Genomic DNA, 20,407 nt, shown 5'->3' with positions numbered 1-20,407 from the left:
TCACGATGGCCACGCCGAACACGCCGCTGTGGGAAGTCTTCATTCGCAGCCGCAACGGGCTCGCGCACAAGCATGTCGGTTCGCTGCACGCGAGCGACGCCACCATGGCGCTGCAGGCCGCCCGTGACATCTATACCCGCCGCGGCGAGGGCCTGTCGATCTGGGTCGTGCCGTCCACCGCGATCACTGCAAGCGATCCCGCAGATAAGGGTATGATGTTCGAACCGGCGGAATCGAAGATCTATCGGCACCCGACGTTTTACGAGGTGCCGGAAGAAGTAGGGCACATGTAGCGCTCTCTCTCCTCATGGTGAGGAGCCGCGAAGCGGCGTCTCGAACCATGAAGGCCCGTGACTCATGGCCCATCCTTCGAGACGGCGCTTCGCGCCTCCTCAGGATGAGGTCGGAACAAGTGGATAGATGGATAGGACCGATGCCCGTCGCCAACATCCAGGTCTCCGAAACGCCGATGGTGCTCTACACGCTGCGCCGCGCCGACGATGCCCTAATCCTCGGTCACAGGCTGTCGGAATGGTGCGGGCATGCGCCGATGCTGGAAGAGGATATGGCGCTGTCCAATATCGCGCTCGATCTCATCGGCCAGGCGCGGGAGCTCTACACCTACGCCGCCGCGGTCGAGGGCAAGGATAATGACGAGGACAAGCTCGCCTACCTGCGCGACGTCAGGCAGTACCGCAATCTGCTGCTGGTCGAGCAGCCGAATGGCGATTTCGCCCAAACGCTCGTTCGCCAGTTCTTCTATTCCGCCTTCGCCGACCTCTATTGGCGCGCGATGATGACCTCGCGCGACGCGACGCTCGCGGCGATTGCCGCCAAGTCCGAGAAGGAGAGCGCCTATCATCTGCGCCATGCCTCGGAATGGATCATCCGGCTCGGCGACGGCACGGACGAGAGCCACGTGCGGGCGCAGACTGCGATCGACCACCTCTGGGCCTTCACCGGCGAGATGTTCGCCGTCGACGACGGCGAGTGCGCCCTGATTCATGCCGGTATCGCCATCGATCCCGGGACCTTGCGCGGCCGCTGGCTGACGACGCTCTCCGATGTCATCAGCGAAGCAACGCTCGAGCTGCCGCAGAACGACTGGATGCAGCAGGGCGGCCGCGCCGGCCGCCACAGCGAGCATCTCGGCCATCTCCTGTCCGAGTTGCAGTCGATGCAGCGTACCTTCCCGGGGCTGACATGGTGACGGTGCTCGAGCACGATAGCGAGTTGCGCCAACGCGCGTGGGATGCCGCGGCCAGCGTGGTCGACCCCGAAATTCCGGTGCTGACCATCGCCGATCTCGGCGTGCTGCGCGACGTCGTATTCGACGGCGATCATGTCGAGGTCGCGATCACCCCGACTTATTCGGGCTGTCCCGCCATGAACATGATCGCGCTCGAAATCGAGGTCGCCCTGGAGCGCGCTGGATTCCATCGTCCGAAGGTGCGCACGGTGCTGTCGCCGGCCTGGACCACCGACTGGATGAGCGAGGAGGGCCGCCAGAAGCTGCGCGCCTACGGCATCGTGCCGCCGCAAGCCGCAAGCTCGCGCCGCGCGCTGTTCGGCGGGCAGGCCGTCGCTTGCCCGCAATGCGGCTCTGACAAGACCGAGCTGTTGTCCGAATTCGGCTCGACCTCCTGCAAGGCGCTGTGGCGCTGCAAGGCCTGCCGCGAACCGTTTGACTACTTCAAGTGTCATTGAGATGAGCACGATGCCAACCCCGTCGTCATTGCGAGCGCAGCGAAGCAATCCAGGCTGTCTCCGCAGGGGCAGTCTGGATTGCTTGGTCGCATCTGCGCAAAATTGCTTCGCAATTTTGTCGCGAGCTCCTCGCAATGACAGCTGTGGTTCAAATTCAGGGTGCCCGTAATGTCCGCAGCCGCACCTCGCTTCCATCGCCTGGCCGTCAGCGACCTCCGTCGCGAGGCGTCCGACGCCGTCTCGATGACCTTCACCATCCCGGGCGAACTCGCCGGCGACTATGCCTTCACCCCCGGCCAGTACCTGACGCTCCGCACCACGCTGGATGGTGAGGAGGTGCGACGCTCCTATTCGATCTGCTCCGGGCCCAACGACGGCGAGATCCGCATCGCGGTGAAAAAGGTGGACGGCGGCGCGTTTTCGAATTGGGCGGCGGACGAGCTGAAATGCGGCGACGAGCTCGACGTGATGACGCCGACCGGGCGCTTTGGCGTGGTGCCGCCGGCCGATTGCGGGCGCGTCCATGTCGGCTTTGCCGCCGGCTCCGGCATCACGCCGATCCTGTCGATCGTGAAGGGCGTGCTCGCACGTGAGCCGGACAGCCGCTTCTTCCTGTTTTACGGCAACCGTGCGACCGACAACATCATGTTCCTCGAGGCGCTCGAGGAGCTCAAGGATCGCTTCATCGATCGCCTCTCGATCTTCCACGTCATCTCCGGCGAGGAGCAGGACATCCCGATCCTGCATGGCCGGCTCGACGGCGACAAGGTGAGGGTGCTGTTGCGCTCGCTGGTGCCGGCGGGAAGCGTCGATCACGTCTTCATCTGTGGTCCATCAGGCATGAGCGAGGAGATCGAGGTGACTTGCCGCGATCTCGGCATCGCGGAGGAGCGCATTCACGTGGAGCGCTTCGTCTCCGAATTCGGCGGCAAGCCGCGGCCGAAGAAGGCTGTTGCGCCCGATGCGCCACCGAAGGCGATCGCGTCGCTGATCATCGACGGCAAGCGGCGCGAGGTGCCGGTCGCCGCGGATGAAGCGATCCTCGATGCGGCACTGCGTGCCGGCGTCGATCTGCCCTTCGCCTGCAAGGGCGGCATGTGCTCGACCTGCCGCGCCAAGCTGGTCGAGGGCGAGGCGCCGATGGACATCAACTATTCGCTGGAACCCTGGGAGCTGAAGGCCGGCTTCGTCCTGACCTGCCAGGCGAAGCCGTCGTCGGAGCGGGTCGTGGTCGATTACGACCATGTCTGAACGGGCGGATCAGAACCCGGCAATGCAAATGCGTCGCATTATTTGACAGTGTGAGCCAAGCAGCAGAACATCATGAGCAAACAGCTGGCCGGGAGAAGCGCGTGAACGTCAAGGCCGCCCTGTCGCCCGAGGATATCGCCCGCGCCTGTGCCGACGCGATGTGGGCGGAAGACGATGCCTCAAAAGGTCTCGGCATGGAGATCGTCGAGATCGGTCCGGGCTTTGCGACGCTTGCGATGACGGTGCGGCCGGACATGGTCAACGGTCAGCGCATTGCCCATGGCGGCTTCATCTTTACGCTCGCCGATTCCGCGTTCGCTTTCGCCTGCAACTCGCACAACGAGCGTGTCGTCGCGGCGCAGGGCCAGATCACCTTCATCAAGCCGGGCAAACTCGGCGACCTCCTGGTTGCGAAGGCGCGCGAAGTGACCCGCAACGGCCGCTCCGGCATCTACGACGTGAGCGTGACGGCCGGTGACATCGTTATCGCGGAATTCCGCGGGCATTCGCGTGTCATTCCCGGCACGTGGCTGCCGGCACAAGATCAATAAACGCAGCAATAAAAAGAACAGACCAATGATGTGGGGAATCGAGGATGGCTCTGACGAGACGCAAGGAAGGTGGCAGCGCTTATAGTGCTGACATGGACGCGCAGGAGCGCGCGTCGCGCGACGAGATCATGGCGCTGCAAAAGCAACGTCTGGGCTGGTCGCTGAAGCACGCCTACGACAACGTCGCGCACTATCGCAAGGCCTTCGACAAAGCCGGCGTGCATCCGTCCGATTTTCGCGAGCTCTCCGATCTCGCGAAATTTCCGTTCACCGTGAAGACGGACCTGCGCGACAACTATCCCTTCAACATGTTCGCCGTGCCGCGCGAAAAACTGGTGCGCGTGCATGCGTCCTCCGGGACGACGGGCAAGCCGATCGTGGTGGGGTATACCCAGCGCGACATCGACACGTGGTCCGACGTGATGGCGCGCTCGATCCGCGCGGCCGGCGGCCGCACCGGCATGATCATCCACAATGCCTACGGCTACGGCCTGTTTACCGGTGGTTTGGGCGTGCACTATGGCGCAGAAAAGCTCGGCTGCACGGTGGTGCCGATCTCCGGCGGCATGACCGAACGGCAGGTGCAACTCATCAACGATTTCCGGCCCGACATCATCACGGTGACGCCGAGCTACATGCTGGCGATCCTCGACGAGTTCAAGCGCCAGAGGCTCGATCCGCGCCAGTGCTCGCTCAAGGTCGGCATCTTCGGCGCCGAGCCCTGGACCAACGCGATGCGCGGCGAGATCGAGGATGCCTTCGACATGGATGCGACCGACATCTATGGCCTCTCGGAGGTGATCGGCCCCGGCGTCGCGCAGGAATGCATCGAGACCAAGGACGGCCTGCACATCTGGGAGGATCACTTCTATCCGGAAGTGATCGATCCCGAGACCGGCGTGGCGCTGCCCGACGGCGAGAAGGGTGAGCTGGTCTTCACCTCGCTCACCAAGGAAGCGTTCCCGGTGATCCGCTATCGCACCCGCGACCTGACGCGACTGCTGCCGGGCACGGCGCGGCCGGGCATGCGGCGCATGGAGAAGGTGACGGGCCGCTCCGACGACATGATCATCCTGCGCGGGGTCAATTTGTTCCCGACCCAGATCGAGGAGGTGCTGCTCGCCACCGACTGGTGCGGGGGGCACTTCATCCTGGAGCTGACCCGCGAAGGCCGCATGGACGAGCTGACCATCATCGCCGAGGCACGGCCCGAGAGCTGGGACGGAAGGGGGCTCGTCGATCATGCCGACCGGATCTCGACCCACATCAAGAACACGATCGGCATCAGCTCCAAGGTCCAAGTGGTCGCGCCCGCCACGCTGGAACGCTCGCTGGGCAAGGCCAAGCGTCTCTACGACAAGCGGCCGAAGGATTGACTTGACCGGCCCCAAAGGCGACAAGGCCCGCGAGAAATCGTGGGTCTTTTGATGTCGCCAGCCGATACCAGAACCGTCGAGGCGCGTTGCGTGCGCCTCAACGCCAAGGCCGAAAATGCCGCCGCGCTTGCGCCGATCGTCGAGCATCATAGCCTCACGCGCGGTCCGAACGATCTGTTGGTCGAGGTGAAGGCCGCCGCCGTCAATCCGTCCGACGTCAAGGCCGCGACGGGGCTGATGCCCTATGCCGTGTTCCCGCGCACCCCCGGCCGCGACTATGCGGGCGTGGTGATCGACGGGCCGGCCGGCACGGTCGGCCACGAGGTGTTCGGCTCTTCCGGCGATCTCGGCATCCGCCGCGACGGGACCCATGCGAGCCATCTCGTCGTCGAGGTCGATGCGGTCGTGGAGAAACCCGGGACTGTGTCGTGGGAAGAGGCCGCCGGCATTGGCGTTCCCTTCGTCACCGCCATGGAAGGCTTTCGCCGTGCCGGCGTGCCGAAGAGCGGCGAGACCGTGTTGGTGTTCGGCGTCAACGGCAAGGTCGGTCAGGCCGCCGTGCAGATCGCGACCTGGCAGGGCGCGCGCGTGATCGGCGTCGTGCGCAAGGCGGAAGCCTATGAGGGGCATGCCAGCGGACCGATCGCGGTGATCGACGCCTCCGCGATCGACGTCGCGACGCGCGTGCGCGAATTGACCGGTGGCAAGGGCGCCGACATCGTCTTCAACACGGTCGGCGATCCCTATTTTCAGGCGGCGCACAAGTCGCTTGCGTTGCGCGGTCGCCAGATCCTGATCGCCGCGATCGATCGCATCGTGCAGTTCAACATTCTGGAATTCTACCGCGGCCAGCACACCTATGTCGGCATCGACACGCTCGGCCTGTCCTCGGCCGCAACAGGCGCGGTGCTGCGCGACCTTGGTCCCGGCTTTGCCAGTGGGCTCCTGAAACCGTTTCCGATCAAGGCAAGTGCGATCTATCCGCTCGAGCGCGCGAAGGAGGCGTATGTCGCCGTCGCCGGCTCGTCTCGCGATAGAGTGATTCTGAAGCCGTAACGCGCCGTCATTGCGAGCGCAGCGAAGCAATCCAGAATGTATCCGCGGCGGGCAGCCTGGATTGCTTCGCTGCGCTCGCAATGACGGAGATTGGCGAAAGACCTGAGACAACCGATGGAATCGACCCAGCTCGTCATCCTTGCCGGCCTCGTCATTGGCCTGATCTACGGCGCCGTCGGCCTGCTCAGCGGCTTTTGCCTGATGAGCAGCATGCGCGGCTGGCTCGCACAGGGGGACGGGCGGCTGGTGCGGACCTATGCGTTGGCGATGGCGGTTGCGATCGCCGTCAGCCAATTCCTGGCGGGAAGCGGCACGGTCGATCTGGGCAAGTCCATTTATCTGCAACAGACCTTTTCGGTGCCGGTGCTGTTCCTGGGCGGCCTGCTGTTCGGCTACGGCATGGTGCTGTCGAACGGCTGCGGCTCGCGGGCGCTGGTGCTGCTCGGCCGCGGCAATCTCCGCTCCTTCGTCGTCGTGATCGTGCTCGCGATTGCTGCGCAGATGACGCTCAAGGGCCTGGTCGCGCCGGCCCGCATTGCGCTGGTCCAGGCGTCGCAAACGACCGTCAACGCGAATTCGCTGCCGTCGCTGCTGGCAACGTTCGGTGCCGCGGAATCGGTTTCGCGTGCGCTTGCTGCCGCCGCGATCGTCGTCGCCCTGATCCTGTTCGCGTTCGCGCATCCGGCGTTCCGCCGCTCGCCGGGCCAGATCGCCGCCGGCGTTCTCGTCGGTCTTCTCGTGGCCGGCGGCTGGTTCGTCACCGGCTATCTCGGCGCCGACGACTTCAATCCGGTGCCGGTGACCTCGCTCACCTTCGTCGCGCCGATCGCGGACGCGCTGCAATACGCCATGCTCTCGACCGGCCTGACGCCCAACTTCGGCAGCGCGACGGTTGCCGGCGTTTTCGCCGGCAGCCTGGTGACGGCAATTGCAACGCGCCGCTTCAAGCTTGAAAGCTATTCCTCGCCGCGCCACATGCTGCGCTCGGGCACCGGCGCGGCGCTGATGGGGATCGGCGGCGTGATGGCGTTCGGCTGCTCGATCGGGCAGGGCCTCACCGGCGTGTCGACGCTGGCGCTGGGCTCGTTCGTCGCGGTCGCCGGCATCCTGATCGGCACGACGGCAGGCCTGCGCGGAAGCTTGCGCGTTCAGCCCCTCGCGGTGGCCTGACCGCGCAGCAGCCGGTCGCCCAGCGTCGCAAGGCCGATGCCGGTGACGATGAGTGCGGCCGCAATCGCAAGACTCATGTCGATGGGCTCGCCCAGCAGGATCGCAGCACTGGCGATGCCGACGAGCGGTGTCCCGGTGGTGCCGAGGGAGGTGGTCAGGGCCGAGATGCTCTTGTTGACCATCGACATCGCCCAATAGGCCAGCGCCGTTCCGACCAGCCCCGAATAAAGGAACAGCAATACGAGTCGCCACGACCACTCCGCGTGCGGGAGGCCGTCCGCGATTGTCGCTCCCACCGAGAGCACGATCGTTGCCACGAGCACCTGCCAGATCAGCAGTTGGAGCGGGGATGCGATCCACCGATGTGCGCGGATGCAGATGATGTTCGCGGCCCAGGAGATCGCGGCCAGGATGACCATGCCGGCGCCGAGCAGGGCGTTGGCATTGGTCCAGTTGATCGAGGCCGGATTCAGGATAACGGCAAGGCCGATCAATCCAAGCAGAGCACCTGCGAGCTTTGGCGCGGTCAGCGTGTCCTTTCCGAGCAGAGGGGCGGCGAGTGCGACCCAGAGCGGCGTGGTGTAGCCGAGCACGATGGCCTTGCTCGCGGGCAGGAAGCGCACACCGGCCGCAACCAGGACCGAAAACACCGTCATGTGCAGCAGCGCCACGCTCAGGACCACCGGGATGTCGCGCCGCTCCGGAATCACCAGATTGTTGCTAAGCCCGAGGATCACGAACAATCCAGCCAGCGCGATCCAGCTTCGGATTGCCGAAGTCCACAGTGGCGAAAGGAACTGCACGAGCTGCTTCGTCACCGACCAGTTCACGCCCCAGGCCAGCACGACGATGAGGAACAGGCCGATGGCCGCGCGGGGTGACAGTGAGTTCATCTCGGAGGTCCTTGAAGCCGTCCAGTGCGGCGGATAGCATCCGGGCTGGCACTAGAAAAAGTGCCAGATCGGAAAGGAAGAAGGTGCCAGTTTCGGAAAGCATGATTTCCGCGCTGATAGACCTGAAACGAGCCGACGAGCAGGGGCTGGTGGCGCAGCTGACGAGCCAGCTCCGAAGCCTGATCGCGACCGGCCGCCTCGGCAAGGGCCGCACGCTGCCATCGAGCCGACGGCTTGCGAGCGATCTCGGCGTTTCGCGCAACACCGTCACTTATGCGTTCGAGCAGCTCGCAGCCGAAGGATATCTCGCGGCGTCGCACGGCCGCCGGCCGGTGGTGACGGTCGACGGCGGCGAACGCATCAAAGGCGCCGTCGCGTCCGGCGCGCGCTCCGGCAAGCTGCGCCTCTCACCCTGGGCTTCGAGTCTCAAGCAGGCCGACTGGCCAATGTCGTATCAGGCGCCATTGAAACCGTTGCGCCCGGGGCACGGCGATGCGCGGGAGTTTCCGAACGAAATCTGGGCCCGATGCCTGCGCCGCAGTGCCGTGCGGGCGGGCAAGCGCGAGCTCGGTGTCGTCAATCGGGCGCGGCTGCGCGAGGTGCTGGTGCATTATCTGGCGACCAGCCGGGGCGTCCGCGCCACGGCAGACCAGATCATGATCCTGCCGAGTGCGCAGGCGGCGTTGACCTTGATTGCAGCGACCGTTGTCGCACCCGGCGACGAGGTCTGGGTCGAGGATCCCGGCTATCCCGGCGCCGCGGCCGCCTTCCGCGCGTCCGGCGCGCGCGTGACGGGAATGATTCTCGACGAGCAGGGCATGCAGCGGATGCCGGGCCTCGCGGCTCCGACGCTCATCTTCATGACTCCGTCGCATCAGCATCCAACCGGGCGGTTGATGTCGCTGGCCCGGCGCACCGAGTTTCTCGGGCTGAGCCGGCCCGGCAAGACCTGGATCGTCGAGGACGATTACGACGGTGAATTCCACTATGACAGCCGGCCGGTACCGGCCTTGCAGGGGATCGATGCACACGGCCGCGTGTTCTATGTCGGCACCTTCTCGAAGGCGATGACGTCGGATATCCGGCTCGGCTATCTCGTCGCGCCGCTTGCGCTGGCCAGCACCCTGGAGATCGCGCAGCGACACATGGGCTTGATCGCCGCCAGCCACGTCCAGGACGGGCTGGCCGAATTCATCGCCGACGGGCATTTCCTGGCCCATCTGCGCAGGATGCGGCGGCTCTATCACGCGCGTCGCGATCCCCTCGCCGAAGAACTGGAGCGGCATCTGGGCGGGATGCTCTCGGTGGAGGTGCCTTCGGGCGGCATCCAGCTCGTCGCCCGCCTGACGCGCAGTCGTGCCGATCAAGCGATGGTCAAACGGTTGGTCGCGACGGGCGTCGAGACGCGGGCCTTGTCCAGCCTGTCGCTCGGGCGGCCGCGCGACCACGGACTGCTGCTCGGCTTTGCAGCCTGGCGCGAGAGCGAGATCAGTGCGGCGGTGCGGACGATGGCAACCTGCTTCTAGTGCAAGGGCGCTACTTCACGGCCTTCGTCACGATGCGGATCTCGGAGGTCAGCGTCCGGTGCACCGGGCATTTGTCGGCGATCTCCATCAGCTTCTTGCGCTGCTCGGCATCGAGCACGCCGTCCATCGCGATGTCGCGCTCGATCTGGTCGAGCATGCCCTCGCGTGTCTCGCACTCGGCGCAATCCTTGGCATAAATCTTGGAATGTTTCAGCGTGACGGTGACGCGGTCGAGCGGAAGGGACTTGCGGTCGGCATAGAGGCGCATGGTCATGGAGGTGCAGGCCCCGAGGCCGGCGAGCAGGAAATCATAGGGCCCTGGGCCGGCATCCTCGCCGCCGGCAGCCACCGGCTCGTCCGCCACGAGATGATGCGGGCCGACCGTGATGATCTGGTTGAACTTGCTCGTGCGGGTCTCCTGCACCACCACCTTGCGTGGCTCCTCAGGAAGATCCATGGCTTTCGCGGGCTTCGCAACCTCGATGTAGCGGCTCGTCCAGGCGACGATCACGTCGGCCGCGTAGAGCGCATCGGCGGGCTTGCTCAGGAGATGATCGGCGTGGTCGAGCGAAACGAAGCTCTTGGGGTGCCTCGCCGCAACGAAGATCCTGGTCGCATTGTCGATGCCGACGGTGTCGTCGACCGGCGAATGCATCACCAGCAGCGCCTTGTGCAGGCCGGTGACGTCTTTCATCAGCTCGTGCTCGACGATGTCGTCGAGGAACTCGCGTTTGATCCGGAACGGCCGTCCCGCGAGCGAGACTTCGACCTCGCCCTGCGCGCGGATGTTGTCGATATGCTCCTTGAAGAGGCCGGTGACGTGGGCCGGATCGGACGGCGCCGCGATGGTCACGACGGCCTTGGCTTCGGGGATTTGTCCCGCTGCGGCCAGGATCGCCGCGCCGCCGAGGCTGTGGCCGATCAGGATCGACGGCGCCCTGCGGACTTTGCGCAGATGATCGGCGGCGCGCACGAGATCGGCGACGTTGGAGGAAAACGTCGAATTGGCGAAGTCGCCTTCGCTGGAGCCGAGCCCGGTGAAGTCAAAGCGCAGCACCGCAATGCCCTTGGCGGCGAGCGCAACCGAGATGCGCTTGGCCGCCAGCGTGTCCTTGCCGCAGGTGAAGCAGTGCGCGAACAGCGCGAAAGCCGCGGGCTCGCCGTCCGGCAGTTCGAGCGCGGCTGAAAGCTGATGGCCGCCTTCGCCGGTGAATTGAAAGCGTTCCGTCGGCATGGGCTTCCCCCGTTCTTGGTTGAACCTAGTCGCTCGAATAGCGCTGCTCGGCCCAGGGATCGCCGCGGTTGTGGTAGCCGCGGACTTCCCAGAAGCCTGGCGCATCCTCGGTCAGGAATTCGATGGCCTGGAGCCATTTGGCGCTCTTCCAGAAATACAGATGCGGCACGACGAGACGCACGGGACCGCCATGTTCCTCGGTCAGCGGCTTGCCCGACCAGCTATGGGCGAGCAGGGCGTCTTCGGCGGCAAAGTCTTCCAGCGCGAGGTTGGTGGTGTAGCCGTCATAGGAATGCAGCACCACGAAGCGCGCGTCCTCGCGCGGCTGGCAGGCCGCGAGCAGCTCGCGCGTCGCAAGCCCTTCCCACTCGTTGTCGTAGCGGGACCAGGTCGTCACGCAGTGGATATCGGATGTGAACTGCGCCTGCCTCTGCGCCGTGAATTCGGCAAAGGTCCAGAACACGGGCGTTTCGACCGCGCCATAGACATCGAGCCGCCAGCGCTCGCGCGAAACCGGCGGCACGACGCCGAGATCGAGCACAGGCCAGTCCTTGGTGAGGTGCTGGCCGGGCGGCAGCCGCTGGTCCTCCGGGCGTGTGACCTTGCCGGTGAGGAAGCGGCCCTCGCGCGCCCATTTTTCCTTGGTGCGCGTCAACTTGCTGTCGGATGGCGTCTCGTCGGCCATGGTCTACTCGTGCCGATGCATTGCGGAGGCGTGCTTGGTGTCGCGCATGGTAGCATAGATGAGCAGCGACAGGCAGATGATGCCCGCAAGATAGAAGTAGAACCACTCCTCGTGCCCGATGCTCTTGAAATAGAGCGCGATCGCCGGCGCCGTGCCGCCGAAGATCGAGACCGTGATGGCGTAGGGCAGGCCGACGCCGAGGGCGCGGACATTGGTCGGGAACAGCTCGGCCTTGACCACCGCGTTGATCGAGGTGTAGCCGGCCACAAACAGCCAGGCGGCACAGATCAAGATGAATGCCATGAAGGGCGATTTGGTCTCCTTCAGCGTCATCAACAGCGGCACGGTCGCGAGCGTGCCGGCGACACCGAAGAAGATCAGGAGCGGCTTGCGGCCGATCCTGTCGGAGATCGCGCCATAGATCGGCTGGAGGATGGTCGCGAAGATCAACGTGCCGAAGATCACGAAAGTGGTCTGGTCCTCGGTCAGCCCGACCGAGAGTTTCACGAAGGTCTGCATGTAGGTGGTGAAGGTGTAGAACGCCGCAGTGCCGCCGGCGGTGAGGCCGACCACCAGCAACAGCTCGCGCGGGTAGCGCAAGAGGTTGGTGATCGATCCGGTCGGCTTCACCACCTTCTTGGCCTCCTCGAACGCCTCGGTCTCGTGCAGGCCGCGCCGCATCACCGCGGCGAAGATCGCGAGCGCCGCGCCGATCGCGAAGGGGATGCGCCAGCCCCAGGCCTTCAACTCGTCCGGCGAGAGGAAGACCTTTTGCAGGAGCAGCAGCACGATGATCGCGGTGAGCTGGCCGCCGATCAGCGTCACGTATTGGAAGCTGGAGTAGAAGCCGCGGTGCTTGGGATCCGCGACTTCGCTGAGATAGGTGGCGCTGGCGCCATATTCGCCGCCGAGGCTCAGGCCTTCGATGACGCGGGCGAGCGCCAGGATCACCGGCGCGGCGAAGCCGATCGTGGCATAGGTCGGCGTCAGCGCGATGATCAGCGAGCCGAAGCACATGAAGACGACGGACAGGGTCAACGAGATGCGGCGGCCGAAATGGTCGGCGAGATAGCCGAAGAACCAGCCGCCCAAGGGGCGCATCAGGAAGGTCGCCGCGAATACGACGGCGACATTCAGTTGCTGCACGACGGGGTCGTCGCCGGGGAAGAAGGCGGGAGCGAAATAGAGCGCGAACGCCGTGTAGGCGTAGAAGTCGTACCACTCGACGAGATTGCCGATTGAGCCGATGAAGATCGCCTTGATCCGCCGCTCGGCGTCGGCGATGTCGATGCGGTCGGAGGCCGTTCGGATTGCTTGCTCAGTCACGTCCGGCCTCTCCGTATTGCTGTTTGGAGGGGCCTACATCGCCTTTCCCAACAGAAATGGCAACTGGCGGGGACCTCTCACCGTGCCTTGTGACCACGTCACCGTGCCGGCCGGATCGAGGGCGAAATCCGGAATCCGCTTCAGCCATTCCTCCAGCGCAACCTGCATCTCCATGCGTGCAAGGTTGGAACCGACGCAGCGGTGAATACCGAGGCCGAAGGCGGCGTGGCGATTTTCGCGCCGGTCGATCACGACTTTGTCAGCGTCCGGAAACATCCTGGGGTCGCGGTTCGCGGCCGGGAAGGACAATAACACCATGTTGCCCGCCTTCACCGGGCAGCCCGAGATCGTCGTTTCCTTGACCACTTCGCGGGCCATCGTCACTGGCGAATAGGCGCGCAGCAGCTCTTCCACCGCAGTCGGGATCAGCCCGGGCTCGGCGATCAGCCGCTCGCGATCGGCCGGCGTTTTCGCAAGATGCCAAAGCGAGGAGCCGATCGCGCTCCAGGTGGTGTCGATGCCGGCGATCAGGAGCAGACGCAGCGAGCCCAGCACGTGGGAGTCCTCGAGCGGATTGCCCTCCTTGTCCCTGGCATTCATCAGATAGGAGATCAGGTCATTGGTCGGCTTCGTCTTGCGGGCCTCGATATGAGCGCTGAAATAGGCGCTCATCTCCTGGGCGGCCTGGAGCAGCTTGCTCTCGTCCTTGATGCCGAGCTCCAGGATCATGTGGATCCAGTTGACGAAGAGGTCGCTGTCGCCTTCGGGAATGCCGAGCATGTGCGCGATCGCGCGCACTGGAATGTGCTTGGTGTAGCGCGCCGCAGCGTCCACGCTCTTTTCGGCGATGAAGCCGTCGATCAGCTCGTTGCAGATGGCGCGGACCCGCGGCTCGAGCTTCTTCATCGCGTCCGGCGTGAACGGCGGCAGCAGCAACTGCTTGGCCGGCTTGTGCACGGGCGGATCGGAGGTGATCGGCGGGGCTGCATTCCTGGCGACCTCGGGACGCACGTCGCGGACGATGATGCGGCGTGAGGAGAAATGCTCGGTATCGTTGGCGATCTCGCGCACCGCCTCATAGGTTGTCGGCAGGTAGCAGCCGAGAAAGCGCTTGGTATGCACGACCGGGCTCGCCGCGCGCAGCTCGTCCCAGATCGGGAAGGGATCGTCCGTCCATTGCGGATCGGTGTGGTCGAAATCATGGACCCAGTCGGTCACGGGCGGATGAGCGGCGGGCTGGCTGACGTCAGACATCTCGGAAAATCCCTCGGGGCTCGTGTTCGCTGAAAGCACGCACAACGCGCGGGAAAAGCGCGCTACTCCTCGGTCACATCGATTGCGATTTCCGGACAATTGGACTTGGCAAGCCAGGCCTTGTCTTCCAGACCCGGCGGGACGGTGCCGTCTCCGGCTTCATGGGCGTTGCCGTATTCGTCGAGCTCGAACAGCTCCGGCGCGAGCGCCTTGCAGCGGGCGTGGCCCTGGCATTTGTCGGGATCGACGTGAACCTTCAGGCGCTCTGCCATTGCGGCTTCCTCGGTCGTGTGCGCAGCCGCCGAAGACGGCGCGTTTCCTCATCTGGGATTTGTCTAAGTTATATCCTATTACATTCGCGGCAGGCTTCCCCTGTCAAGCGCAAACTTATAGGCTTGGCTTCAAGATGCGTTCACAACTCGCTCGCAAGCCCGAGAAGACCTACCACCACGGCGATCTCCGCGACGCCCTGATCAAGGCCGCGCTGCGCGAAGCGGAGCGGGGCGGCGCCGAGGCGATCAGCATCAAGGGTTTGGCAAAGCAGCTCGGCGTCTCGCAGCCGGCGCCATACCGGCATTTTGCCGACCGCGAGGCCTTGCTGGCGGCGGTGACGGCGGAGGCGTTCCGGCAGCTCAGCGCAATTCTGCGGGCGGCGATGGCAAGGCCGTCGAAGCAATCGAAGCTGTCGCGGCTCGCGCTGGCCACGCTCGACTTCGGTCTGCGTCGCAACGGTGTCTACCGGCTGATGTTCGCCTCGCGCACCGTGTCCTGCGCAGCCAAAGGCAGCGAGCTGCACGAGGCCACGCGCGAGACCTTTTCGCTGGTGATCGAGGCCCTGGAGGCTCCGGCGGTCGGCTATTTGCGCGAGCGGCAAGCGCTCAAGATCTGGGCGGCGGTGCATGGCGTGGTGATGCTGGCCGAGCAGGGCCTGTTCACCGGCGAGGCGGCGCATGCCACGCGCGAGGAGCTGGTCGAGGATTTCGTGGGCGAAACCAAGGCCGCTCTGGCCGCCGCGATCAAGGATGCCCGGCGTCGAGAAAAGAACGGCGCCTAAGCCTTCGCCTTCAACAACCTCATCAGCTTGTCGACCGCGCTGTCCGGTGTGGTCACGACTGGGCGGCCGGTGGCTTCCGCAACCAACGGCGCAGTCGCGGCGATGCTGAATTGTGCGAGTGCGATGACGTCGCAATCGCGCAGATCGCGCGAAGCTTCCGCAATCAGCCGGTCGTGCGTGGCGCGGTCGCCGCGGTCGAGTGCCGCCAGTGCACCTTCGGCGAGCTTCGGCACGATTTGGACGGACGCCGGAAACTCCGCCGGCATCGAGGCCAGGGTCGGCGGGAAGGTCGAGAGCAGGCCGATGCGCCTGCCCATTGTCACCGCACGTTCGATCATGGCTTCGTTCGGCTTGAGCACCGGCATCGGCGCATGCGCCTGCGCGACGGCTTCGATGCAGGGGCCGAAAGCCGAACAGGTGAACAGGATCCCGTCCGCCCCCGTTGCTGCGGCGTAATCGCCCAGTGCGAGGAACCGCTCGGTCATGGCATCGGTGAGCGCGCCGTCGCGCGCCAAATCTGCCGACAGGCTGTCGTCGAGCAGGTTCATCAGCCGCGCCTCCGGCCACGTCGTTGCGAACGCGGCCTCGATCGGCGCGATGGAATGCTTGAGGGCGTGGATCAGGGCGATGCGCATGGGAGATCGTCTTTTTCTCCTCTCCCCGTTCTTACGGGGAGAGGGATGGGGTGAGGGGCTCTATCTGCGTAAGAGGTGAGAGTTGGACGCGCGGAGAATCCCCCTCGCCCGGATCGCTGCGCAATCCGGCCTCTCCCCGCGAGCGGGGAGAGGTGAACTCTTACTTGAACGGAATGGCGTACATCAAGCCGCCCTTGCTCCAGAGGCCGTTGAGGCCACGATCGAGCTTGAGCGGGCTCGCCTTGCCGACATTGCGCTCATAGATCTCGCCGTAATTGCCGGTGGCCTTGATCGCCGTGACCAGCCATTTGTTGTCGAGCCCGAGCCGCGAGCCGAGATCGCCGGAGGCACCCAGCAGCCGCTGGATCGCGGGCGTCTGCGACTTCGTCATCTCGTCGACATTGGCTTGGGTGACGCCGAGCTCCTCGGCCTCGATCAGGCCGTAATGCAGCCAGGTGATGATGTCGCTCCAGACCTCATCGCCATTGCGGGTGAAGGGGCCGAGCGGTTCCTTGCTGATGGTCTGCGGCAGCACGACGTAATCGGCCGGGTTCGGCGCGGCAGTCGTTACCGCACCGGCGAGCGCGGAGGCGTCCTGGGTCATGGCATCGCAGCGGCCGCCGAAGAAGGTCTGGTACATGGTGTCGACGCGGTCGAACACCAGCGGCTTCCAGTCGATGCCATTGGCACGGCCGTAGTCGCCGAGCGTGACCTCGTGCGTGGTGCCCTGCGCCACGCAGACGGTGGCGCCCTTCAAATCCTTGAGCTCCTTCACGCCGAGGTCCTTCTTCACGACAAAACCCTGGCCGTCGTAGAAGTTGATCGGCCCCTGGCGGAGGCCCAGCGTCACGCCGCGCAAGTATGTCTGCGTCGAGTTGCGGTAGAGCACGTCGATCTCGCCCGATTGCAGCGCGGTGAAGCGGTTCTGCGCGGTCAGCGAGACGTAACGCACCTTGTTGGGATCACCAAGCACGCCGGCCGCGAGCGCGCGGCAATAGTCGACGTCGAGGCCCTTGTAATTGCCTTGCGAGTCCGGCGCCGAGAAGCCGGCAAAGCCGGCGCTGACGCCGCACACCAGCGTGCCGCGGCTCTTGACCGTGTCGAGCGTCGCCGCCGACACGACCGCCGTCGATGCCGCGAGCACGCCCGCCGCGATAACCACTTTCCTCATCATGCTACTCTCCCCTCAGTGATTGACACTACGCAACACGTTGTCGACGGCCGTGCCGAGCTTGTCGACGATCAGGTCGATCTCGTCCGCGGACGCGATATAGGGCGGCGCCAGCAGCACATGGTCGCCGCGCCCGCCATCCACGGTGCCGCCGCCGGGATAGCAGCCGAGCCCGTTGGCGAACGCCTCCGCCTTGATCTTCTGGTTCAGCTTGAGCGCGGGATCGAACGAGGTGCGGCTGGCGCGATCGGCGACGAACTCGATGGCCCAGAACAGGCCGCGGCCCCTGATATCGCCGACATGGCGGTGATTGCCGAAGCGTTCGGTCAGCCGTTGTTCGAGTTGCCGCCCGCGCTCCCTGACCTGCTCAAGCAGGCCATCCTCGCGGATCACGTTCTGCACCGCGAGCGCGGCCGCGCAGGCGAGGGGATGCGCCAGATAAGTGTGGCCGTGCTGGAAGGCGCCCGAGCCTGAGCGGATGGTGTCGATGATCCTGCCGCTCGCCAGCATCGCGCCGATCGGCTGATAGCCGCCACCGAGACCCTTCGCGATCGCCTGGATGTCGGGGGCGATGCCTTCCTGCTCCCAGGCATGCGTGGTGCCGGTGCGGCCCATGCCAGACATGACCTCGTCGAGGATCAGCAGCGCCCCGTGCCGGTCGCAGATCTCGCGGACCGCCCGGAAGTAGCCGTCCGGCGCGGTCACGGCGCCGGCGGTGGCGCCGACGACGGGCTCGGCGAGGAACGCCGCGACGGTGTCGGGGCCAAGCCGCTGGAACTCGGCTTCGAGTTCGGCGGCGAGGCGGGCGACGAACTGTGCGTCCGATTCGCCCTCGCGCTTCTCGTGATAGGCGAAGGCCGGCGTCACGTGGCTGAACGCCGCGGAGAGCAGCGGCGCATAGGGCGCGCGACGCCAGGCATTGCCGCCGGCGGCCAGCGCGCCGAGCGTATTGCCGTGATAGCTTTGCCGCCGCGCGATGAAATGTTGCCGCCGCGGTTCGCCGCGCTCGATGAAATATTGCCGGGCGAGCTTGATGCTGGCCTCGATGGCCTCGGATCCGCCGCTGACGAAATAGGCGTAGGCGAGACCGCCGGGCTCGTGCCCGACCAGCGTTTCGGCCAGCGCCTCGGCCGGCTCGGAGGAGAAGAACGCGGTGTGCGCGTAGGCGAGCGTCGCGGCCTGCTTTGTCATCGCAGCGATCACGCGCGGGTGCTGGTGGCCGAGGCAGGAGACCGCCGCGCCGCCGGAGGCATCGATGATACGCCGCCCGTCCTCGGCGAAGAGATAGACGCCTTCGCCGCCGATCGCCCTGGACGGCGTCTCGCGCAACGAACGATGCAGCACGCGGCTGGTGCGGGTGCTCATGGGTCAACCTTTCTCTGAGACATAGGTGGAGACCGCAGCCAGTCGCGCCTCGGTATTCTCCAGCCGCTTCTTCGCGGCCGTGCCGCCGAGCGCGAACGTCACCGCCGCGAGCGACTGCGCGATCGCGATGGCGCCGGTGAGACTCGGGAAGAAACCGGGGGAGGAGGCTGCTTCGAACAGCAGCACGTGGTCGGCGCCCTCCGCCATTGGCGCCGTGACGCTATCGGCGATGGCGATCAGCGTCGCGCCGGCATGATAGGCGGCCTGCGCGACGCGGACGCTGGCATGCGTGTAGGGCAGGAAGCCGATGACGATGACGGCTTCCCCGGGCCGGAATGCGCCGAGATCGAGGTCGTCGGGACCGGACGCGCCGACGATCTGCACCTGTTCGGGGCGGAACAGCCGCAGCTCGTAGTTCAGCAGTTCCGCGACGCTGCGGCAGCTTCGATAGCCTGCGATCCAGATCCGCTTGGCGTCGTGCAGCGCGCGGGCGGCTTCCGCAATCGGTTGCGCCGGGATCCGCGGGAGCCCGGCAGCCTCGGCCTCGAGCTTGTCGGTGATGAGCGCGACATCGGCGTTCGGTCCGTGGCGACGGCATTTTGCGCGGCCGGAGAAGGGCGCGGTCTGCGACGGCCGCCGCGCCTCGGTCAGCGCCGCGCGCAATTCCTCCCAGCCGGAATAGCCGATCGCCTTTGCTAGCCGCGTGAACGCGGCTGGATCGGCGCCGGCCTCCGCCGCGAGATCGCGCATCGAACGGGTGGTGGCGTCGTAGTCATTGGCGGCGACGAAGCGCCCGACCTCCTGCAACCGCATCGGGAGCGATGGCAATGCAATGCGCAGTTCGCTCAGCGGCGAGGATTTCGCGGGCTCGACCATGAAACATTTGTTGCATGAAATTGATATCGGTGCAACAGTTGACGTGCGCCGCCGGAAATCGCTGCCTGTCGAGAAGGATTTTTGTGCTGTGACCTCAGATACTCCGAGACCGCCGCCGCGCCGCCGCCTCTTCGGCGCATGGGGACGCCGCGAGCTGAACGGCTTGTTGTGGCAGGTCCTGGTGGTCGGCATCGCGGTTGCTGTCGTTGCCTTCCTCTGGTCCAACACCGTCACCAACCTCTCGGCCCGCCGCATCACGACCGGCTTTGCCTTCCTCGGCCGCGAGGCCGGCATGCCCATCGCCGACAGCCTGCTCGCCTATAGTCCGAGAGACACCTATTTCTGGGCCTTCGTGGTCGGCGTCGCCAACACCTTGCGCGTCGCCGTGATCGGCATCGTGCTCGCGACGATTTTGGGCACGGTGATCGGCATCTCGCGGCTGTCGGCCAACTGGCTGCTGTCGCGGCTCGCCGCCGTCTATGTCGAAACGCTTCGCGACGTCCCGCTGCTGCTCCAGCTCCTGTTCTGGTACGTGCTGATGCAGGCTCTGCCGGCCGCGCGCGCCGCGTGGCGGCCGGTCGAGGGGGTGTTCCTCTCCAATCGCGGCCTGATCCTGCCGGCGATCCCGGTGGGCTCGCCGCAGCTCTGGGTGCTCGGTACGGCAGCGCTGGGCTGCGCCGCGTTCTATGTCGTCCGGCGGTGGCTGGTCGCGCAGCAGATGCGCGACGGCAAGCCGCGGCCGGCGTGGCCGTTTGCGGTTGCGCTTGTGATTGCGCTGCCGGCGCTGGTGTCGGTGCTGCTCGGCGTGTCCTGGACCATCGAATGGCCCGAGCTGCGCGGCTTCAACTTCGTCGGCGGGCTGACGCTGGCGCCGGAATATTTCGCGCTGCTGATCGCGCTCGTCACCTACACCTCGGCGTTCATTGCCGAGATCGTGCGCAGCGGCATCCAGTCGGTGCCGCGCGGCCAGTGGGACGCCGCCAATGCACTCGGCCTGCGTCGCAGCTTCATGCTGCGGCAGATCATCCTGCCGCAGGCGCTGCGGGTGATCGTGCCGCCAATGACGAGCCAATATTTGAACCTGACCAAGAACTCCTCGCTCGCGGTCGCGATCGGCTACCAGGACGTGGTCTCGGTCGCCAACACCACGTTGAACCAGACCGGGCAGGCGATCGAGGCGATCGCGCTGATCATGGCGGTGTTCCTGACCATCAGCCTCGGCATCAGCTTGTTCATGAACTGGTACAATGCGCGCATCGCGCTGGTGGAGCGCTGAG

General features: G+C 65.6%; 21 protein-coding genes. 11 read left to right on the top strand and 10 right to left on the bottom strand.

The window, feature by feature from the left end:
• The first annotated feature begins 5 nt into the window (after positions 1–5).
• From paaB to GPL20_RS08140, 8 genes are all read left to right on the top strand, one after another.
• The gene (gene paaB, locus GPL20_RS08175) at positions 6–293 is read left to right on the top strand and encodes a 1,2-phenylacetyl-CoA epoxidase subunit PaaB (protein WP_106942621.1); all 288 of its coding nucleotides are present in this window, start codon (positions 6–8) and stop codon (positions 291–293) included.
• Between the two features lie 140 nt (positions 294–433).
• Positions 434–1,210: a 1,2-phenylacetyl-CoA epoxidase subunit PaaC gene (paaC, locus tag GPL20_RS08170; RefSeq protein WP_157329080.1), complete on the top strand. Its 777-nt coding sequence runs from the start codon at positions 434–436 to the stop codon at positions 1,208–1,210.
• The gene (paaD, locus tag GPL20_RS08165) at positions 1,204–1,707 is read left to right on the top strand and encodes a 1,2-phenylacetyl-CoA epoxidase subunit PaaD (RefSeq protein ID WP_157329079.1); all 504 of its coding nucleotides are present in this window, start codon (positions 1,204–1,206) and stop codon (positions 1,705–1,707) included. Before paaC ends, paaD begins: the two co-directional genes overlap by 7 nt.
• 168 nt (positions 1,708–1,875) lie before the next feature.
• The gene (gene paaE, locus GPL20_RS08160) at positions 1,876–2,958 is read left to right on the top strand and encodes a 1,2-phenylacetyl-CoA epoxidase subunit PaaE (protein ID WP_157329078.1); all 1,083 of its coding nucleotides are present in this window, start codon (positions 1,876–1,878) and stop codon (positions 2,956–2,958) included.
• Positions 2,959–3,059: 101 nt separating this feature from the next.
• Positions 3,060–3,509, top strand: coding sequence for a hydroxyphenylacetyl-CoA thioesterase PaaI (paaI, locus tag GPL20_RS08155; RefSeq protein WP_254125876.1), 450 nt, complete (start codon positions 3,060–3,062; stop codon positions 3,507–3,509).
• Positions 3,510–3,553: 44 nt separating this feature from the next.
• The gene (paaK, locus tag GPL20_RS08150) at positions 3,554–4,885 is read left to right on the top strand and encodes a phenylacetate--CoA ligase PaaK (protein WP_157329077.1); all 1,332 of its coding nucleotides are present in this window, start codon (positions 3,554–3,556) and stop codon (positions 4,883–4,885) included.
• A 51-nt stretch (positions 4,886–4,936) separates the two neighbouring features.
• Positions 4,937–5,941, top strand: a complete 1,005-nt coding sequence (locus GPL20_RS08145; protein WP_157329076.1) for a quinone oxidoreductase family protein — start codon at positions 4,937–4,939, stop codon at positions 5,939–5,941.
• Between the two features lie 114 nt (positions 5,942–6,055).
• Positions 6,056–7,111 (top strand): YeeE/YedE family protein, encoded by a 1,056-nt coding sequence (locus GPL20_RS08140; protein WP_157329075.1) that lies wholly within the window; start codon positions 6,056–6,058, stop codon positions 7,109–7,111.
• Here GPL20_RS08140 and GPL20_RS08135 read toward each other — a convergent pair.
• The gene (locus GPL20_RS08135; protein WP_157329074.1) at positions 7,090–8,004 is read right to left on the bottom strand and encodes a DMT family transporter; all 915 of its coding nucleotides are present in this window, start codon (positions 8,002–8,004) and stop codon (positions 7,090–7,092) included. The genes GPL20_RS08140 and GPL20_RS08135 overlap by 22 nt on opposite strands.
• Before the next feature lie 101 nt (positions 8,005–8,105).
• Here GPL20_RS08135 and pdxR point away from each other — a divergent pair, with 101 nt between their 5' ends.
• Positions 8,106–9,530, top strand: a complete 1,425-nt coding sequence (gene pdxR, locus GPL20_RS08130; RefSeq protein ID WP_167532943.1) for a MocR-like pyridoxine biosynthesis transcription factor PdxR — start codon at positions 8,106–8,108, stop codon at positions 9,528–9,530.
• A gap of 10 nt (positions 9,531–9,540) precedes the next feature.
• Here the strand turns inward: pdxR and GPL20_RS08125 are convergent, their stop codons facing one another.
• From GPL20_RS08125 to GPL20_RS08105, 5 genes are all read right to left on the bottom strand, one after another.
• Positions 9,541–10,764, bottom strand: coding sequence for a bifunctional alpha/beta hydrolase/OsmC family protein (locus GPL20_RS08125; RefSeq protein WP_157329072.1), 1,224 nt, complete (start codon positions 10,762–10,764; stop codon positions 9,541–9,543).
• Between the two features lie 25 nt (positions 10,765–10,789).
• Positions 10,790–11,449 carry a sulfite oxidase-like oxidoreductase gene (locus tag GPL20_RS08120; protein WP_157329071.1) on the bottom strand — a complete coding sequence of 220 codons (660 nt, stop codon included), beginning with the start codon at positions 11,447–11,449 and terminating at the stop codon, positions 10,790–10,792.
• Between the two features lie 3 nt (positions 11,450–11,452).
• Entirely contained in the window at positions 11,453–12,775 is a 1,323-nt protein-coding gene (locus tag GPL20_RS08115) for an MFS transporter (RefSeq protein WP_254125878.1), read from the bottom strand.
• A gap of 33 nt (positions 12,776–12,808) precedes the next feature.
• A complete protein-coding gene (locus GPL20_RS08110) occupies positions 12,809–14,029 on the bottom strand; it encodes a cytochrome P450 (RefSeq protein WP_157329070.1) in 1,221 nt (406 codons plus the stop codon).
• Positions 14,030–14,091: 62 nt separating this feature from the next.
• The gene (locus GPL20_RS08105) at positions 14,092–14,301 is read right to left on the bottom strand and encodes a ferredoxin (RefSeq protein WP_157329069.1); all 210 of its coding nucleotides are present in this window, start codon (positions 14,299–14,301) and stop codon (positions 14,092–14,094) included.
• Positions 14,302–14,435: 134 nt separating this feature from the next.
• Between GPL20_RS08105 and GPL20_RS08100 the strand changes: the two genes are divergently transcribed.
• On the top strand, positions 14,436–15,083 hold the full coding sequence (locus GPL20_RS08100; protein WP_157329068.1) for a TetR/AcrR family transcriptional regulator: 648 nt from the start codon (positions 14,436–14,438) through the stop codon (positions 15,081–15,083).
• On the opposite strand, the gene GPL20_RS08095 is transcribed toward GPL20_RS08100, so the two are convergent.
• The 4 genes from GPL20_RS08095 to GPL20_RS08080 form a co-directional block, all read right to left on the bottom strand.
• Positions 15,080–15,718: an aspartate/glutamate racemase family protein gene (locus tag GPL20_RS08095; protein ID WP_157329067.1), complete on the bottom strand. Its 639-nt coding sequence runs from the start codon at positions 15,716–15,718 to the stop codon at positions 15,080–15,082. The two genes, GPL20_RS08100 and GPL20_RS08095, sit on opposite strands and share 4 nt — an antisense overlap.
• Positions 15,719–15,878: 160 nt before the next feature.
• The gene (locus tag GPL20_RS08090; RefSeq protein ID WP_157329066.1) at positions 15,879–16,892 is read right to left on the bottom strand and encodes an amino acid ABC transporter substrate-binding protein; all 1,014 of its coding nucleotides are present in this window, start codon (positions 16,890–16,892) and stop codon (positions 15,879–15,881) included.
• A 12-nt stretch (positions 16,893–16,904) separates the two neighbouring features.
• Positions 16,905–18,254, bottom strand: a complete 1,350-nt coding sequence (locus GPL20_RS08085) for an aspartate aminotransferase family protein (protein WP_157329065.1) — start codon at positions 18,252–18,254, stop codon at positions 16,905–16,907.
• Positions 18,255–18,257: 3 nt separating this feature from the next.
• Positions 18,258–19,130 (bottom strand): MurR/RpiR family transcriptional regulator, encoded by an 873-nt coding sequence (locus GPL20_RS08080; protein ID WP_157329064.1) that lies wholly within the window; start codon positions 19,128–19,130, stop codon positions 18,258–18,260.
• A gap of 88 nt (positions 19,131–19,218) precedes the next feature.
• Here GPL20_RS08080 and GPL20_RS08075 point away from each other — a divergent pair, with 88 nt between their 5' ends.
• On the top strand, positions 19,219–20,406 hold the full coding sequence (locus tag GPL20_RS08075) for an amino acid ABC transporter permease (protein ID WP_254125880.1): 1,188 nt from the start codon (positions 19,219–19,221) through the stop codon (positions 20,404–20,406).
• Position 20,407: the final 1 nt, after the last annotated feature.

Source organism: Bradyrhizobium cajani, assembly GCF_009759665.1.
GTDB classification, from domain to species: domain Bacteria; phylum Pseudomonadota; class Alphaproteobacteria; order Rhizobiales; family Xanthobacteraceae; genus Bradyrhizobium; species Bradyrhizobium cajani.
Note: the sequence above shows the minus strand (reverse complement) of the source record. Positions and strands in the feature narration are given on the sequence as shown.